This window comes from Paenibacillus oenotherae, assembly GCF_019443105.1.
GTDB classification, from domain to species: domain Bacteria; phylum Bacillota; class Bacilli; order Paenibacillales; family Paenibacillaceae; genus Paenibacillus_Z; species Paenibacillus_Z oenotherae.
In genome coordinates this window covers 162,491-179,969 of sequence record NZ_JAHZIJ010000003.1, presented here as the reverse complement: position 1 = coordinate 179,969, position 17,479 = coordinate 162,491, and the positions used below count along the sequence as shown (strand labels likewise).

13 protein-coding genes are annotated in these 17,479 nt (G+C 50.4%); 2 read left to right on the top strand and 11 right to left on the bottom strand.

Annotated elements, in window-relative coordinates:
- Positions 1-419: 419 nt before the first annotated feature.
- The 3 genes from K0T92_RS07045 to K0T92_RS07035 all read right to left on the bottom strand — a co-directional run bounded on the left by K0T92_RS07045 (position 420) and on the right by K0T92_RS07035 (position 3,683).
- The gene (locus K0T92_RS07045; RefSeq protein WP_219871732.1) at positions 420-1,391 is read right to left on the bottom strand and encodes a stalk domain-containing protein; all 972 of its coding nucleotides are present in this window, start codon (positions 1,389-1,391) and stop codon (positions 420-422) included.
- Positions 1,392-2,086: 695 nt separating this feature from the next.
- A complete protein-coding gene (locus tag K0T92_RS07040; RefSeq protein WP_219871731.1) occupies positions 2,087-3,247 on the bottom strand; it encodes a glycosyltransferase family 4 protein in 1,161 nt (386 codons plus the stop codon).
- Between the two features lie 142 nt (positions 3,248-3,389).
- A complete protein-coding gene (locus K0T92_RS07035) occupies positions 3,390-3,683 on the bottom strand; it encodes a hypothetical protein (protein ID WP_219871730.1) in 294 nt (97 codons plus the stop codon).
- 169 nt (positions 3,684-3,852) lie between these two features.
- On the opposite strand from K0T92_RS07035, the gene asd reads away from it, so the two are divergent.
- Complete coding sequence (asd, locus tag K0T92_RS07030; protein ID WP_219871729.1) at positions 3,853-4,641, top strand: archaetidylserine decarboxylase; 789 nt, start codon at positions 3,853-3,855, stop codon at positions 4,639-4,641.
- 196 nt (positions 4,642-4,837) lie between these two features.
- Here asd and K0T92_RS07025 read toward each other — a convergent pair whose 3' ends face one another.
- A complete protein-coding gene (locus tag K0T92_RS07025) occupies positions 4,838-5,623 on the bottom strand; it encodes a helix-turn-helix domain-containing protein (protein WP_219871728.1) in 786 nt (261 codons plus the stop codon).
- Between the two features lie 261 nt (positions 5,624-5,884).
- Here K0T92_RS07025 and K0T92_RS07020 point away from each other — a divergent pair, with 261 nt between their 5' ends.
- Positions 5,885-7,195 carry an aminotransferase class I/II-fold pyridoxal phosphate-dependent enzyme gene (locus K0T92_RS07020; RefSeq protein WP_219871727.1) on the top strand — a complete coding sequence of 437 codons (1,311 nt, stop codon included), beginning with the start codon at positions 5,885-5,887 and terminating at the stop codon, positions 7,193-7,195.
- 615 nt (positions 7,196-7,810) lie between these two features.
- Here K0T92_RS07020 and K0T92_RS07015 read toward each other — a convergent pair.
- The 7 genes from K0T92_RS07015 to K0T92_RS06985 form a co-directional block, all read right to left on the bottom strand.
- On the bottom strand, positions 7,811-9,226 hold the full coding sequence (locus tag K0T92_RS07015; RefSeq protein ID WP_219871726.1) for an ABC transporter substrate-binding protein: 1,416 nt from the start codon (positions 9,224-9,226) through the stop codon (positions 7,811-7,813).
- A 324-nt stretch (positions 9,227-9,550) separates the two neighbouring features.
- Positions 9,551-10,618: an aminopeptidase gene (locus tag K0T92_RS07010; RefSeq protein ID WP_219871725.1), complete on the bottom strand. Its 1,068-nt coding sequence runs from the start codon at positions 10,616-10,618 to the stop codon at positions 9,551-9,553.
- Positions 10,619-10,643: 25 nt separating this feature from the next.
- A complete protein-coding gene (locus tag K0T92_RS07005; RefSeq protein WP_219871724.1) occupies positions 10,644-11,885 on the bottom strand; it encodes an ABC transporter permease in 1,242 nt (413 codons plus the stop codon).
- On the bottom strand, positions 11,869-12,633 hold the full coding sequence (locus K0T92_RS07000; protein ID WP_219871899.1) for an ABC transporter ATP-binding protein: 765 nt from the start codon (positions 12,631-12,633) through the stop codon (positions 11,869-11,871). Before K0T92_RS07000 ends, K0T92_RS07005 begins: the two co-directional genes overlap by 17 nt.
- Before the next feature lie 157 nt (positions 12,634-12,790).
- Positions 12,791-13,588 (bottom strand): carbohydrate-binding protein, encoded by a 798-nt coding sequence (locus K0T92_RS06995; RefSeq protein WP_219871723.1) that lies wholly within the window; start codon positions 13,586-13,588, stop codon positions 12,791-12,793.
- 200 nt (positions 13,589-13,788) lie between these two features.
- A complete protein-coding gene (locus tag K0T92_RS06990; protein ID WP_219871722.1) occupies positions 13,789-14,988 on the bottom strand; it encodes an S-layer homology domain-containing protein in 1,200 nt (399 codons plus the stop codon).
- Positions 14,989-15,706: 718 nt separating this feature from the next.
- A complete protein-coding gene (locus K0T92_RS06985) occupies positions 15,707-17,458 on the bottom strand; it encodes a DEAD/DEAH box helicase (protein WP_219871721.1) in 1,752 nt (583 codons plus the stop codon).
- Positions 17,459-17,479: the final 21 nt, after the last annotated feature.

The following is a 17,479-nucleotide window of genomic DNA, read 5'->3' as shown; positions in this document are numbered from 1 at the left end:
ATCCTTTCCACTGAAAACATTATTCCAATTTACTATCATTGAATTGGTAATATACCTTTCATAAAAATCCCAAGTTTTTAGATGTTTAGAGTTTTCAAAAAAATCAATGTTCCCCCCTCTGTAAGGCGTAACCCCAACCACCCTTTTTACTTTGCGACCAGAAAAATTAAGGCGGTATGTATATGTAAAAGTCTCCACAATGTCCTTTCCCGGCTTTCGACCGTATTGCCATGTACCATCTGCATGTTTCCACATGGAGATATAAGAGAAGCCTACAATGTATCTCATATTGCCCGCGACATGAGAACCTGGGGGAGTCCTCACTTCTGCCGGAGCACTATTCACTTTCCCAGGTGGAAAAGCTACAATCATGATTAAAATTGAGACTATTAGTATATAACTTAATGCTTTTTGAGTTTTCATTGTGTCTGCACCATATTTGGGTTTTTAATTAATATCAAACTATCCTGAAATATAGTATCTATCTGAATATATTCAACTTGATTTATTGTGCGTGTAATTGACGGCTCTGCACCAAAAATATATTTATCATCTCGTCCGTACATACTATAAACACAATGCTTCGTTTGATCCTTATAGTTTTTCGTATACGCCCCTACACTTGGACGAAACCGAGCCTTTTTGTCGGAAGTAAGAAGAGCTACATGCGTGCCTCTGTGTGCCTCTCCCACATACGTCTGCCGAATTCCAACATGATCTTCTCCCTTTACGGTTGCATTGTGAATGCCGTATATAGTGAGATCATCCGACAGTTTTACAGGCAAATCGGATACTGAGAGAACTTTAACGGTTGTATAGTTTACTTCCTTACCGTTTTTCATCGTTTTCAAAAGATAAGGCGCCTTCTCGTAATATTTCAAAAATGGTTTAATATCCACCGCAATGCCAACATCGTCAATCGAGCGGATCGTCTTACTACCGATCCACACATACCGGCTTGCCGCATCCCATTCAACAGCAACGCCCAGACCCGGATTCACGACCTGAAGCGGGACAAGCGTCCGTCCTCTCTCCTCTATAACGGGAACTCGCAGCATTAGTTCTTTTCCATTTACTTTAGCTCTGGCAGATCCAATCGTTAGCTCTAACGTAAATTTCCCCCTTACAATTTTTAAATTTCTTCCGGTTAACTCCAGCTTGCCGCCAAGCTTGTCCGCAATGAACCGGATCGGAACAAAGACGGAGTCATTCATCATTTTCGGCTTTACATCGAATTGTATTTTCTCTGCGTTGTACAGCACTTCTACAGGCTTCGGGTACATGATCACTTTGTCCGATTCATTGGCCCCCACCCCGCCAGCCCAACAAACCATTGCAACAGCTGCACCTGCTAACACTACCGCTATTCGTTTTGTCCTATTCGTAATCATTATCTTCTCTCCTCACATCTGATAGTTTTGCATGTTTCTCACATCACATTCCTGTAGCGGGACATTTCCTGCTTACAGAAATAATCACTCCCCTTCTCCATCACTTAGGCAGATAATAACCTCTTACAGCTCCACCTATACCCATCCAGCAGCCAATCGGCCGTCTATAAGCGGGAAAATCCTTCCTACAAACTGCGATTCCAGCCATTCGTCTTCTGAAAAGCGATATTTCCCGCTTACAGCAGCAGCGTCAGAACATTCGGTAGCTCTCAAGCACCAGCAAACCAGACCTATACCATGAAACCAGCTCTGCACACTCGATCCCGTTCCTGTTCCATTCCTGATCCGCCCATGATCCGTCCCTGATCCGTTCCTGATCAGCCCCTAATCCACAACCGCCCCCCGCTATTCCACACTGCCCCATTGCACATATCATGCTGCACGACGGCAATCGCCCTCCTACATGCCACCTGCACGTGATCCCCCTCCACCCATTCATCAAAAGCATCCAATATATAGCATATTCTACCACCTTCCTCTATCATTCGACGACCCGCCACAGTAAAAAAAGCACCTGCTTGCATGCTGAAAAAATCCAGCCTGCAAGCAGGTGCTTCCTGCTTCGCGTCACCTATGAGAGTTTCACTCAACTAGCTCTATCTTACCCAACCTCGGCGCAAATTTCAACCTATATTTTACAATTCCCCATTTTCTCTGAGCAAATTCAACCAGCGTGCAGCGGTATGATGCCATGTGAATTGCTGTTCAACACGCTCTCTGCTCCTTATTCCCATGGCCAGCCGCAGCTGTTCATTCTGGAGCAATGTCAGCAGGCGGTCACGCGTCTCGACCTCGACCTCTGCAGGGCTCACAAGAAAGCCCGTGACGCCATCCTCGATGATTTCCTTCATGCCGCCAGCCCGGGTTGCAACGACGGGCAATCCGCATGCCATCGCCTCCACATTAACAAGCCCGAATGCCTCCCTGCTACCGGATGGCACTACCGCAATATCAGCGCCAAGGAACCAATCCGGAACCTCGGAATATGGAACATAGGGCTTGAATTGCACATGCCCGGGCATTGCCCTTCCAAGACGATGAAGGCTGCGGACATAAGCTGTCGTTCTCGTCGACCCGTAGAAGGCTCCCCCCACCACAACGAGCAGCACCGACGGATGCCGCTTCACAAGCTCTGGCATGAGCCGCAGCAAATGGTGTACGCCCTTTTTCTCAATTAGTCTGCCCATGAACAAAACAACGCTTCGCCCGTTCCACCTTCGCTGATCCCGCAATCTGGCCCTGCGCTGCCCGCCTTCAAGAGAGAATTGGGACTGAAACCGCTCGGTATCCACACCGGGATAGACGACTCTTAATTTATTGGCACAGCTGGGAACACGCGCCGCGATGACCTCTTTGAGAAACTCGCTGTTCACGATAATTTTTTCTGCCGCCTGCAAACTTCTCTCCAGCGTCTCCGGACGTATCGCCTTCCTCCCGATAAAAGTAGCCGAGTGCAAGTGAAGCCACACGCGGCCGCCAGGGAGCAGCCGCTTCAAACTAAGTACAGTGCCCGGCCGATTCTCCACCTCCGTCACATCCGGCGAAAATTGAAGCAGAGAACGGCCTACACGCCCAACATATTTGCGCTTGTTGCCAGCCGGATACCGTTCGCAGACAGCGCCGCCAAGCTTGCCGCGCTTTGGCAGCGATCTGCCGATCCTTCCATATATACGCGCCTGAATATTAGGAATAAGCAGGGGTACAAATTTCTCCACGACACGCTCTACGGAGCTGCTGTTAGGCGATGGCAGCGGAAAGGCACCCGGAGTTACAAATGCGATTTTGGGCCGTGACATCTATGCAACCAGCTCCTTTCTTTCATAAGCTTGTTGTCATAGCATACGCCAATGTTAGGAGCGCGAACCCGGCATCCTCCTATCAGCGCGCCCTTTGCTCCGCCCCTTGATACTCACATTACTGCCCTGCTATACAATCCGCTCACCGCTGTGCAGGCACTTGTACACATTCCAGCAGCCTTCCTAGCGCATAGGGGCCCAAATAAGCGCCTCCCAGCAGAAACATCGGGTCAAGCAGCACTTCATGCACCTGTGTCATGTATACGGTATCATCCACCAGCGTACCGATAACAGCCGCCGATGCAGGGATAAACAAGCCCGCAATCGCCAGCATTGCTGCGGCATCAAGAATAATCTGCGCCATCCGGCTATTCTTTCGTACCCAGTAACATATAAATGAACCACCAGCTAATCCAAACAGCAGTAATCCCAGCATCCTCAATCACCTCACTAACCAGCATTTGCCGGAATCGAACGCATTAAACCTGACAGGAGCGGCATGGAGATCATGATCTGTATTGATTAATGGAACGCGATATGTCAAACTAGTTCGGAGAGCTACATAACAATGCATGGTAACTTTAGAAAGGACGTGAACCTGCAGCATGGCTAAATGGCTGCTAAGATCGATGACCGAGCTCAGCTCTCGCAAATGGATCTCGCGTATAACCGGCCGCTTCGCACAATCACATGCAAGCCGGCGCTTTATACCCCGATTTGCCAAGACTTATGGAATTTCAATTGAAGAGGCCGAGAAACGGCTTGACGAATACAGCACGCTGAACGAATTTTTCACAAGACGCTTGAAGCCCGGCGTACGCACAATTGATACCGCCGCTGCTGCTCTTGTCAGTCCCGTAGACGCGCTGATTACAGGAATAGGGCCGATTGAGGCAGGAACCATCATTAATGTCAAAGGCCAGAATTATACGATTGAGGAGCTGCTTAACCGCTCGCCTCGCATGGAGAATTACAAGAACGGCTATTATATGGTGCTCTACCTGAGTCCGACTGATTACCACCGCATCCATACGCCTGTAGACGGAACGATTGTCGAACGCGAGCATGTGCCCGGCAAGGTTTACCCCGTGAATGACTTTGGGCTTCGCCATATGCCAAGAGTGCTTAGCCGCAACGAGCGGCTTATAACATACATCAGACATCAAACCGGCGAAACTGCAGTTGTCAAAGTCGGTGCGATGAACGTAAGCAGCATCAAATACGTCGAGCCCCAGCATGATAAGGTGAGCAAGGGCCAGGAGCTTGCATACTTTGAATTCGGATCAACAGTCGTGCTGCTTACTGAGGATGATACCTTCGTTCCAAGAAACGATCTTATGACAGGCAAGAAAGTGAGAATGGGTGAAAAACTGGGCACCATAATGGACAGCTAGCCACTACGGGGGCCACGGCTCCTGTCAATTGCAAGCAGCTGTTTAGCGCCGCAGCATCGCGTCATCTCCCTGGGATGATCCGATGCTGCGGCGTTTTGTTTTGCATGCAGAAAAGAGGCCCCGCCAAGGAACGACCTGCTCCAGCGGAACCTCTCAATATTAAGGATTGCTATATCATCGGCTCATATCCAGCCATTCATCTAATTTCCGAAGGACTTTTCCCCGTGTATTGCTTGAACTGCCTGCTGAAGAAGAAAATATCCCGATAGCCAAGCGCATCCGCTACCTCTGTCACGTTCATCCCCGCATGCATCAGCAGATGCTGCGCCCGTTCGATGCGCGTCCGTATCAGATAGGTTTGTACCGACGTCCCGATAATCTCCTTGAATTTGATGGAAAAATATCGCGGAGACAGCTGCGCGCGCTGCGCCAGCTCTTCCACACGATGGGCAATACCGGGATTCTGGCGGATAAAGTTAGCCACCTCATGAATCTCCTCTGTCAATTGATTGCTCGCCTTGCGCTCTCTAGGCCCTTCATAATCAACTCGCAGCAAATGAATCATCAGCTGCTTCAGAATCAGCTGCGCTTCCTCCTCCGCCGCATAGGTCTTAACAAGGAAGAGACGCACATACCTCGACAGCAAATTCTCAAAATCGACCGTTTCATTCAGAACGCGATAGGAAAGGGGAATGCTGTCAAGCTGCTCCGTGACATCGAAGTGAATGTAGGTCAGCACGAGAGGCTTCTGTGGATTATGCGTCGCGCTTGTATAATCATTCGGCCTGAACAAGAAGCAGCTGCCTTGGCCGATCTCATACACCTTGCCATTCAATTCAAGCTCGCCTTGGCCGCTCCACACATAGAAGAGGTCAAAGTTGGCCATAGGCTTCTCCCTTTTCTGCCATTTCCACCCGGGCTCGCAGACGATTTTGGCGAAATAAGAAAGCAGTTTAAATGATGAAGGCGGACAATGCAGCATGATGACTCCCTCCCTATAGCTTAATAGAAATGATTGGCTTAACAGCCGCTGCGGACTGGCCCTGTCGTTGTCATCATACACCACCATAATTTACACGCGCAAGCTTAATAACCATTCCACTGCGTTTCGAAATAATTGTTGCCAATTTCATTTTCTTTAATGGCCTTCCACTCCACAAAAGTGATATAATATGGGCTAAACGGCTTCTGATTAGGGGTCCATCAAGAAGAAACGAACATTTTGGAAGGATGAATGAATTCCATGAACCCACTTGCACAGCAGTTAAACGCGACAATCGAGCGTGAGAATGCGCATGTGTATGCCATGTTGTCGTCACTCGGCAAAGCGATTTATTTCCCGAAAGAAGGCATTCTTAGCCAATCAGCTGAAGCGAAAGCGAAAGCAAAGAAATACAATGCAACCATCGGCATTGCAACTGAAGGCGGAGTGCCTATGCACTTGAAGGTCATTCAAGACACGCTTTCTGCTTACAATCCCAAGGACATTTATGAATATGCCCCGCCAGCAGGCAAGCCAGAGCTGCGCGCCGCGTGGCGCAGCAAGATGCTCAAGGAGAATCCTTCTCTGGACGGCAAGCTGTACGGCAATCCTGTCGTTACGAACGCACTGACACATGGCCTTAGCATCGTTGCCGATCTGTTCGCAGACGCTGGAGATGCCGTTGTCATTCCGAACAAGAACTGGGAGAACTACGAGCTGACCTTCGGCATCCGCCGCGGCGCCGAGATCGTGGAATACCCGCTTTACAACGAGGAGAGCCGCTTCAACAGCGAAGGCCTTCGCAATGCGCTGCTTGCCCAGAAGGGCAAAGGCAAAGCAATCGTTGTGCTCAACTTCCCGAACAATCCGACAGGCTATACGCCGGGTGTACAGGAAGGCGAAGAAATCGTCGCTGCGATCCGCGATGCTGCAGAGGCTGGCGTGAATGTTGTTGCGGTTACCGATGACGCATATTTCGGCCTCTTCTTCGAGGATTCCATGCATGAATCCCTGTTCGGCAAGCTTGCAGCCCTGCATCCGCGGGTGCTTGCTGTCAAGATCGACGGCGCCACCAAGGAAGAGTATGTATGGGGCTTCCGCGTTGGCTTCATCACGTTTGCAGCGCAAACGGAAGCTATGCTTGGCGCATTGGAGCAGAAGACGCTTGGCATTATCCGCGCCACCATTTCCAGCGGGCCGCATCCTTCGCAGACCTTCGTTCTGCGCGCGCTGCAATCCCCTGAATTCGATGCGCAGAAAGCGGAGAAGTCCAACATCATGAAAGGCCGCGCCAATCGGGTGAAGCAGCTGCTCGACAGCGGCCGTTATGGCGACATCTGGTCGTATTATCCGTTCAATTCCGGATATTTCATGTGCCTCAAGCTGCAAGGCGTGGAAGCGGAGACCGTCCGCACGCGACTGCTTGATGAATATGGAGTAGGCACAATCGCTCTAGGCCAGACTGACCTTCGCGTTGCGTTCTCCTGTATTGAGGAACAGAACCTTGAGGATCTATTCGATACGATTCACAAAGCCGTGCAAGACGTTACTCTGGCAAGCCAAAACCAATAAGCAGCGCTCCCCCATAGGTCACATATTGGGGCGCATGGGCGATATATGAAGGGCCACCTGCACACTGGTACAGAAAGGGGCCTGTCCCGAAATCCTTTTTGGAATTACAGCTCCCGCTTTGCATGTAATAAAGGATTGAAAAAGAACCTTCAACTCCACTATTAAAGTGGTTTTGAAGGTTCTTTTGTATATTTTATGGGTTTGACTCACTCGGGTTTACCCTTTTTGGGATAGCCCCTCAAGCTGTTGTGATAGGCAGGCATCCGTCATTCAAACGCCGAGACGTTCAAAATGCGGGATGCCAGCAAGGCGAAACCTGCGAAACGGCATTTATTCTCTCGTTTCTGCCCCCATGAAGGTGACATTCCTGCCAAAGTGCAGGCATTCACCTTCATTTCCCCCTATCGGTCGATTTTTTTCTCACATTCATGCATGATCGCAGGGATTGTACTATTATGGCGTCTTGTAACCGAAATTCATGCACTTTCGAAGGCTTCTTACTCCTTCGCGCTGTCTTCGAATGGAGGCTGCCGCCATTCCAGCAAACTCATCTTCATCTGCTCATGCGACAGTCCGTCGATTCTACTGAGAGGCCGCTGCTACTTGGCCGCTTGGCTACTTGGCTGCTTCCTTGCCTTCCTCAGCTTTTTCCTTTTCCTTCTCCTCTTTTTCAGCCAGTCTCGCTTTATCCAGCTCCAGCTGACCTTTCTCATTGATGGTCTTCAGTGCTTCATCCAACGACTGCTTGTCTTCAACAACCTTCATAAGCTCAGTATTCGCAAGCTCGGAGAACGACTGATAGAAAGCACTTGGGATATTTCTGTAGCGCTCTATTACATCCGGCTTAGGCTTAAGGGTGTAGAATGGCTTCAAGCTTACACCATCGGCATCTTTAATATATTTCGTCCGCATTGACAAGTCCCCATAGCGTTGGGAACGGGATTGCAGCTTCGCCGTCTCGTCACCATTAATATATTTGACCAGTTCCATAGCGGCACTGATGTTCGGAGATTGGGCATTGATAGCGAAAATGTTGTACACGCCGAATGATGTGCTTACATCCGGATTGCTAGGATCGACAGGCACAGTAACAATACCCAGATTAAACGGCTTGTAGTCCTTCAAAGCGTCCTTCGCCTGCTTCATCGAATCAATAGCATAAGAGCCATTAAGCGTCATAGCCGCTCTGCCCATCGTGAACAAATCACTCTTCAAATAGTCGTCATAAGAAGTGCCCATCATGCCTTTCGGATCTGACGTATACAAGGTATCAGACTTCATGGCATCGACTGCTATCTGGAACGTCTTCTTCCAGCTGTCGGTATTGTAAGTCAGCTGCTTGCCATCCGTATCGGTAAACGACAAGCCTAATGTTGACCCGATTGCATTCCCGATCGAGTAAGCATTGCTGTATGTTGCGCTGAAGCCGTATATCCGCTCATCCTCGCTGCCGCTAGTCGGGAATCTCTTCGCCAGACTGAGAACATCCTCCCATGACATCTTGTCGGTCGGATAATCAATCGTATATTTATCAAACAGATCTTTGTTGTAGAAGAGCGCCTGGCTATAGAATGTAGGAGATAAGCCGTACAGCTTTCCGCTTCCCTTTTCCTTCAACATATCAATAACAGCGGGAAGAATATCGCCGCCGAGGAAATCCTCGTCCTCCAGCAGACTTTCGAGCTCAACCAGCTTATTGTCCGCTGCCAGCTTCTCATATTGGGAGGTATCCAGCATCATGACATCAGGCTTTTCCTTCTCTACCAAGTCATCGAAAGCTTTCTCACGGTCTTCATTCTGTCCATTAAGCGACATCATACTTACAACTTGAATTTCCACATTCGGAAACTTGCTGCTGAACAGATTCCCGTATTGTTGAAAGAATGTCTGCTCATCCCAATACATCACCTTCACGACAGCCTTCTCATCCTTGTCCAGCGGCTTTACCGTTGATTTACTTTCGGAGGAACAAGCGGATACTAGAAACATCACTGCAATTAATAGAATACTCCATTTGCCTAACCTTCTCACTTCAAAACCCCCTAATAAATTTCATTTCATATTATTGTCTGTCCTGTCTGTTGAGAACACGCTCAATCTCAAACAGATGCAGCAGAGGTAAAATTACCCTCTAACCTTACTAGACGCATCAACGTCCTAAAAAGTTCTATTTTTGAGCAGAGTTTAGTGAAAATTAAACGATGGATATGAAAAAGACAGCTCCCCCCTACTATGTATTCGTTTCCAGTATATTTTACCACAAAATCTATTTTTGTAAAATATTTGAACAACCAAAGCTGTAAAAAGAGCGCCTCCCAGACCGGGCTGCGCTCCATTCTCCAGCATCTCTGCTACTTAAAAAATCCACTTGCCGTTCTTCTGCACCAACACCCCGTCCAGATAGAGTTCCCCGCCATCCTTGAGGTTTTTAATCATGTCCCAATGAATAAGCGACTCATTGCCGCCTCCGGCATCTTCATACGCTCTGCCAACCGCCAGATGCACAGAGCCTCCAATCTTCTCATCAAAAAGAATATCCTTCGTGGGATTCACAATCCCGAAGTTTGCTCCAATTCCCAGCTCTCCGAGATAGCGGGCCCCCTCATCCGTATCCAGCGCCTGAATGAGCGCCTCCTCGCCTTTCTCCGCAGAGCATTCCACAACCCGGCCCGCTTGAAACTTGAGCCGGATTCCAGAAATTTCACGTCCGGCATAGATTGTCGGCCACTCGTAATAGATATGTCCCTCCGTAAGCAGATGATTCGGCGAGAAGAAAAACTCTCCATCCGGCACATTATGCGTGCCTGCGCATATAACGGCCTGACGGCCTTCAATATCGACGGTCAAGTCTGTCTCCTTGCCGACGATACGGACTTTTTTCGCAGCATTGAACCGCTCCGCAGCCGCCAGCATCGACTGCTCCATGGCCCCGTAATCGACATTGACGGCGCTATAAACGAAATTCTCATATTCCTCAAGCGACATATCCGCATCCTGAGCCTGTGCCTGCGTCGGGAACATCGTCAATACCCACTTGGCTCCGCCCTTCATCAAATACTGGGACAGTGGAGCTGTTGCTTTGCGCCGCTGCTGAATCCGCACAGGGTCTACATTCGTTAATTCCTTGTTGTTCGCTCCTCCGAGAATCCGAATGAGCGCATCAGCCTTATGATAGAGCCATTCCGTTACCTCGACATTGGCCAACTGCTCCTCATTGGCTTCATCCATAAATATTTTGTCCATCTCCGCCAGGCTGATCTGTGTAATAGGATGTCCTCCAGCCCGCAGAACCCGGCGATATACCTCTTTAATAAGCGGTGCTGTTTCTGAGGCGCCTATAATAAGAACCCGCTCTCCGGGCTGCACCTTCACCGAATGATTAACAAGCACTTCAGCAAGCTTTTCGATACGTGGATCTGCCATACTTTCATCCTCCTTAGCATTTATGTCAGTCATCATCCGTACGGGCGAAATTCCGCTTCAGCCCGACAGGCCTTATAACAAAAATATATCCAAGCCCCAGTAAAGCCGCTGTAACGGCAGGAGCAAGCAATCCTTGCCCAGGCAGCAGTATAATCTGTGGCAGCCACAGCACACTGATGCAGATAAGCGATGCTATCCGGTCAATGCGCAGCAGAGCTGACAGACGCGCCTTATCCGGCAGTGGATAGACATGCCTCCAGACGGAATGGCGGTGGGACTGGACGAGCGATCCGAGCTGTACACCTGTCAGCCATACGAACAGCAGGTTGACGCCGGCGGAGCCCCAGCCGAGCCCCAGGCCGGAATGTGCCGTAAGCGTTCCGACCACAGTGCCCAGAGCCGTCAGCCGCATAATGATACCGCCAAGCTCTGTCCGAATTAGTGTATGCCCATACAAATATACGAATGCATTTCCTTTGCTGTAACGGGAACGGGCTGCGAGCCATGCAAGGTAATTTCTCTTGGCAACCTGGGCTCGCTCCGACGGCACATCGGTAAAAGCGCTGAAAAACACGTTGTATCTGCGCCGAGTGCGCGTCTCCTCGGCAATCAGCAGCAGCCAGGGCAGACGGTATTTGCGCTGGCTTCTATAGAGCAGCGCCATCAGCAGAGCAGCCGCAATTACATACGCTACTGCCAGCCATGGAGACGCTTGCAGCAGAAGCGCCAACCCTGCAGCTGTAACGATCCAGCGGAGCATGCGAATGCTGAAGCGCGCGCCCTGCCACGGCATTCTTCTCTCCTGCCATGCGCCAGCCGTGTTCAGCAGCTTGACGAGCACAGCAGCGAGCAGCAGCAGAGGCCAATCGAGCTGTCCCGGGCCTTGCACATACAGCGGACAGTAGATTAGACACAGCAGGAGCAGCGCGGCAGTACCGGCAATGCCGTTATAACGGAAGCTTTGCCCTAGATAAAGCTTCATCTCGGCTTCGCGGGGCATGAGGAAAACCGTATCCGCCTCACGAAGCCAGGTACGCAGCGGACTCCAGCAGCTGAAGGGCGTCAAGACAATGACACCAACCCATGTGAAGGGGAATGCGGCCGGTACAGCCCGGAGCAATCCCACATAGCTGGCGATTCCAGTAAACAGCAGCATGGAAGCAACTAACGGGACACCGCTCTGCACCATATACCGGATATAGGGCATCGATTCCTGCCAGAACCTGCCTGCCCGCTGCCGCCAGATCGCGTCAACCGACCGGTTCATGTCGCCCTCCATCCGCTACCATCCGGTAAAATGCCTCCTCCAGCGAGCCGATCCCGCTGCTCACTCCTGCTGTCGCACATACATCCTCAAGCGTTCCTTGAGCGATAATTTTCCCGCCGTGCAGCACGATGAATCTGTCGCAATAGGATTCCACCGTGGATAAAATATGAGAGCTCATAAATATAGCGGATCCCTGCCGCTTCACCTCTACCAGCTTGTCCAGCAACGAGCGGATGCCGAGCGGATCCAAGCCGAGGAACGGTTCGTCAATCACATAAAGCGCAGGCTGCGCAAGCAAGGCGTTCATAATCATAACCTTCTGGCGCATGCCCTTGGACAAGTGCGCGGCGAATGCCTTGCGCTTGCCCGTCATATAGAACTCATCCAGCAAACTCGCACACCGCTCGCTATACAGCGATTCCTCTACACCATAAGCCATCCCGGTCAGCCGAAGATGCTCCTCCACGGTCAGCTCATCGAACAGCAGCGGTGTCTCCGGCACATAAGCAAGCGCGCTGCGATACTGCTCCGGCTGCTGCTCCAGCGTGTTGCCTTGAATGCGAATATCGCCCTCATGCGCTTGCATAAGTCCAAGAATATGTTTAATGGCCGTGCTTTTTCCCGCACCGTTCAAGCCAATCAGACCGACCATCTCACCGGCCCTGACCTCGAAGGAAAGCCCGTGAAGCACCGGCCTGCGCGGACTATATCCGCCTGTCAAATTTCGCACCTCTAGGACAGAATCCATCATTAGCTCACCCCATCGTTCTCTTCATGATACTACCAAATTATGAGTCAAAAATAAAACCTCTTCCCCCGGATGAGACATTAAAACAAACAAAATAGACAGAAAAACTGCCGCCTGTGAAGCACAGGCGGCAGTAAGGGCGACCAAGCTGCTGAATTTAGCGGGTCAATTCATAGTTGAGGCCAAGATTGTTATCCCAATAAGTAACTCCGTTAACGGTATAGGAAGCGCTGAACTTCACATTCTGCACAGTGCTGCTGATCGGGACAGTAACCTTCCAGAGCTCCAATGCATTGCTGCTGTTCGTCGCCGCAGAGTCATAAGAGGCACTGACATCCTGGTAGGTCTGCCAATTATCCGTGGTGTAGCGGAATGTCACGTTTTTAGTGAAGGCGAGATTTTTGACGAAGGCTGTAAAATGCACCTGATTTGCTGCCCCATCCAAATATGCAACCCCATAATCATAGAAGCTGTTCGTCACATTCACTTTAATCGGCGGATTCCCGATTGCTACATATGGAGCAGCTGTAGATGAGGGATCGCTTATCTTATAGTTGCTGCCGTTGTTGGTGTCCCAGTATGTTTGGCCGTTGACGACGTACTTAATTTTGAATTCCGTATTCGGGCCGCCAATATACACAATAAACTTCCACGCTTCCCGATTGCCAGTTGTCGTTCTATCGAAGGTTGCCGCTTTTTCCTTCCAGGCCTCACTCGTGCTGCCCCTCCACACGACATACACCTCTTTGCTGTAAGCCAGGTTGTCTACCTCTATGGAACCAAAAATATAAGGACTGTAAGCAAATCCATCCAGCTTTGCATACACAAGATCAACCGCATTCGGCGATCCATGTGCAGCGTTCGGTGAAACTGCGAATATAAACGTAAATACTAATGCCAGAGAGAGTAGAATGGAAGAGAGCTTCGCTGCAGGTTTGGCAGTCATTGACAGCATAATTGACACTCCTTTATCCTTTAAATGTTCGAGTCATGTACCGGTACAATTGCATCATATCATACCAAAAATATAAAATATACCATTTATGTAAATTTAATATTTATATGCTATCTTGAACCAAAAACAGCTTCTCCCGCCGCCTATTAGCAGCAAGAGAAGCTGTTTGTTACTCTTCCATATAACGAACAGATGCAATGTTATTGAACGACTTTGATCGTGTGGACAACTCCGCCAAGAATAGTAAGCTCAACCGCTTGACCGGAGGTCAAGAGAGCTGCATTCCCTTCAATCTTGACATCAGGGGATACATTCAGCACCAGCGCTTGCGTTCCTGAGGTAACTTCCTTCGTAATCGAGATCGTTGCAATTTTGCCTTGTGAATTGAGCGAGTAGGAATTAAATTTTCCTGTTTCCTTCGTGATCACAGGCTGAGCTGCTGACTTCGTCACTTCAATAAAGACGGCATTATTCTGGTACGTGCGTACAAGCACTTCATCGCCAGCCTGCAGCGAAGCAACCGTAGATTTCACATTGTCGCGGAAAATAAATACGTTGGAGCTAAGCGCAATCGTAACTTCCTGATTGTCCGGTTTAACAACAACGATGGAGCCGTTGGCAGGCGAAGCCTTCAGCTTGCCCGTAATAGCCTGCGCGTCATGATCCGGGAGCTGCTCGTCCGTGCGATCCAGCAGAGCTGCCAGCTCTGCACGGGTAACCGGCTGATTCGGACGGAAGGTGCTATCGTTGTAGCCAGTAATGATGTTTTTCTCGAGCGCTACAGCAACATAACCGACTGAGCCTGCCGGAATTTTATGCGCATCCTTGAACGCCAGCTCCGTATTGGCTTTCGCCTTGGCATCTGCTTCCAGGCCAAGCGCCTTGACGAGCAGCGTAGCTGCGAACAAGCGTGTCGCCGGCTTTTCGGGCTGGATCGCGTCATCCGTTTCGCTGAACAGATCCTTCTCCAGCGCTACGGCTACATAGCCAACTGCCCACGGATATTTCTTCTTGAGCTGATCCGCGTCCTTGAAGTTAAGCTTAGTCTCCATCTCCGCAGCCGATTCAGCCTGCTCCTTCAATCCCATCAAACGAACAGCAGCTACGATGGACTCGATGCGGGAGATCGACTGCTGCGGCTTGAAGGTACCGTCCTCATACCCGTTGAAGACACCTTTGGAAGCCAGGCGGACAATATGCTCCAATGCCCATTTCAGTTCTTTCTCATCTTTAAAATGTAAATGGATGTCTATATCCTGTTTTTTGCTTTGCTTTGCTTTCTCCTTGTTCTTATCGTGTCCTTTGCCCTTCCCATCTGCAAATGCGCCCGTTGCTCCGCCCGCAAGCGTGAGTAAAGCTATCGATGTAATCGTTGCTTTTCTTAGGAATGAAGTTTTCATCGTGTCTAACACTCTCCTTATACGATGCGGTCCATGCCGCTGTTTTAGCTTTCGCACATAACGTTCGCTGGCCCGCCGCCCTTTTGAGGGGGTCTTCGTATAAAAAGATTTGTTCAGCCTATGAAATCGGCCTACTCTGCACCGTGCGCAGCTCCCAGCGCGCGGTATGGCGATACGGCTGTCAATCACTCGCATTCGCTGCTAATTTCGGTCTCTCAATACCTGTGATCCGCTCCTTCGGAAGTAACTGTCCGAGCGTATATTACCTTGACAATAACAATCAGAGACAGCGGTCGCCGCTGTCTCTGATTGTTGATAAAGTCTATGATAATAAACAAACTTAAAAACCCGATGCCCAGCCCCTTGATCCGCATCCAATCCGCATCCGCATGAAGTCATCATCGACTCATAGTGGCAATCAAGGAAGGCTGCAACAACGGGAGTTTCTTTCTGTAAACATCATCCAAGGTTGCAGCATCGGTTGCTGATTTCTTTCTGTAAGCCGATTTTTCCGCCTTTCAGCTAAGAGGGGGGATCATTTGATGCGCTGTAAGCGGTTTTTTCGGTGTAAAGTCACGTTTCGCACGATGGAACTAATTTTCTCGAAGCTGTAGCACGGAATTTCCTGCTTACAACCGCACATCGGATCGTTATTCCGTTCTCTAACACGATATTTCCTGCTTATGGCTGGATGCTGGCACTGAACTGGCCGCGCTGCTTAGCTTTGCGGATTCTCCCCGCCGTCACGCTTGGCTTTCAGCCACTTGGGCGCACCTTTATTTTTGCGGTTGCGTTCCTGCTCCCGCTTGGATTGCGGCTTGGCAGTACCGGCCTGATCCGCTGCTTTCTTATTACCCTTCGGCTGCTCTCCCGACTTGTTGGCTCCGCCCGTACTCGCCTGCCTGGAGCCCCGTCTTCCTCCAATTCGCTCCGAGATTCCCCCGATAATATCATTCAACTGCCGGGTGCTGCCGTTTACATCGCTTCGTTCGCCAGGATCAGATTCAGCAGTATAATTCCGCCGCACTGCTCGTCCATCCGCACCTCTATTCTCCGGGCCCTGCGATGTTGTGTTGCGGTACTGTCCGCTGCGGGTTTCCGTAGATCCCCACTGCTGGTTGCCGCTACGCGCTCTCGCGGATCCCTCCTGCCCGTTACCACTGCGAGTTCCCGAAGCCCCTCCCTGCTGGCCGCCGCGGGTTCCGTAGTGAGCCCCTGCTTGATTGCGACCACGGTCATTCCACACCGGGCGCGAACCGCTGCGATCGTCCTTCATTTCACTTGGATCGCACAGCCGTCCGCGGTACATGACCTTCTCCTGCAGGTTGACACCGAGTTGCTTGCGGAACTTGTCCATAATAAATATTTGCTGCGGTGTCACGATGGAAACGACCGTTCCCGGCTTGCCCATTCTGCCTGTCCGGCCTGAGCGGTGCACATAATGATCCGCATCAGAAGCTGGATCGAGCTGGACAACAAGCGGCAAATCAACGATATCAAGCCCTCTTGCCGCAACATCCGTTGCCAGCAGCAGCTTGCAGCGCCCATCGCGAAAGCGTGCTAGCTTTGCCGCCCGCTTCTGCTTGTCTGCATCACCGTAAATGGTTGCGATATTGAATCCTTCATATCCGAACTTCGATTCATAGTTGGCAATCTCGTCTGTATCGTTAATAAACAGAAGCGCAGAAGCAGGATTGAGCAGCCTGATAAGTCTTCTGGCTGTATCGACCTTGTCCCGCTTGTCGCACACGAGATAGTAATGATTCACTTGACTCGGCACTTCTTGCTCCGCCGTTACATCCACATATTGAGGGTCACGCATCCATTGCTCCTCAATGGACTTGATTTCAGCCGGACGCGTAGCGGAAAAGAACGCGATCTGACGATCCCGCACCATCCCCTTGAGCAGGATCTTCACTTCCTTGGTAGAGCCCAGACTAAAGACCTGATCCGCCTCATCGACGATCAGCATCCGGATATGATGCAGCTTCAGCTTGCCCGCAGCCATAATTTCATGTATACGCCCAGGGGTACCAACCACAATTTGCGGATGCTGCTTAAGCTTGTCTACTTGCCGCTGCATTGAAGCGCCCCCGATAAGCTGTTGAACCTTAATACCAAGCACCTCTCCGTAGCTTTCCGCTACGCGGTATATTTGCATGGCAAGCTCCTGTGTCGGAGCAATCGCCATCACCTGAACCAATGAGCTTGATGGATCAACCTTCTGCAATGCAGGGAGCATATAAGCAAGCGTCTTGCCGCTTCCCGTCTGCGATTTCGCAGATACATCCTGTCCTGCCAGCAATGCCGGAATTGCAGCAATCTGCACCGGAGTCGGTGTCTCTATTCCGTTTGTTCTAAGTTTGTCCGCCACTACTTGCAGCACTCCAAGCGACTCCCAGCTAACGCTTGCATCAGCCGCTGCTCTCTCACCGCTGGCGATGTTTTTATTATCATTATTCACACTCATCCATGCCCCTCTTTTCGAAAA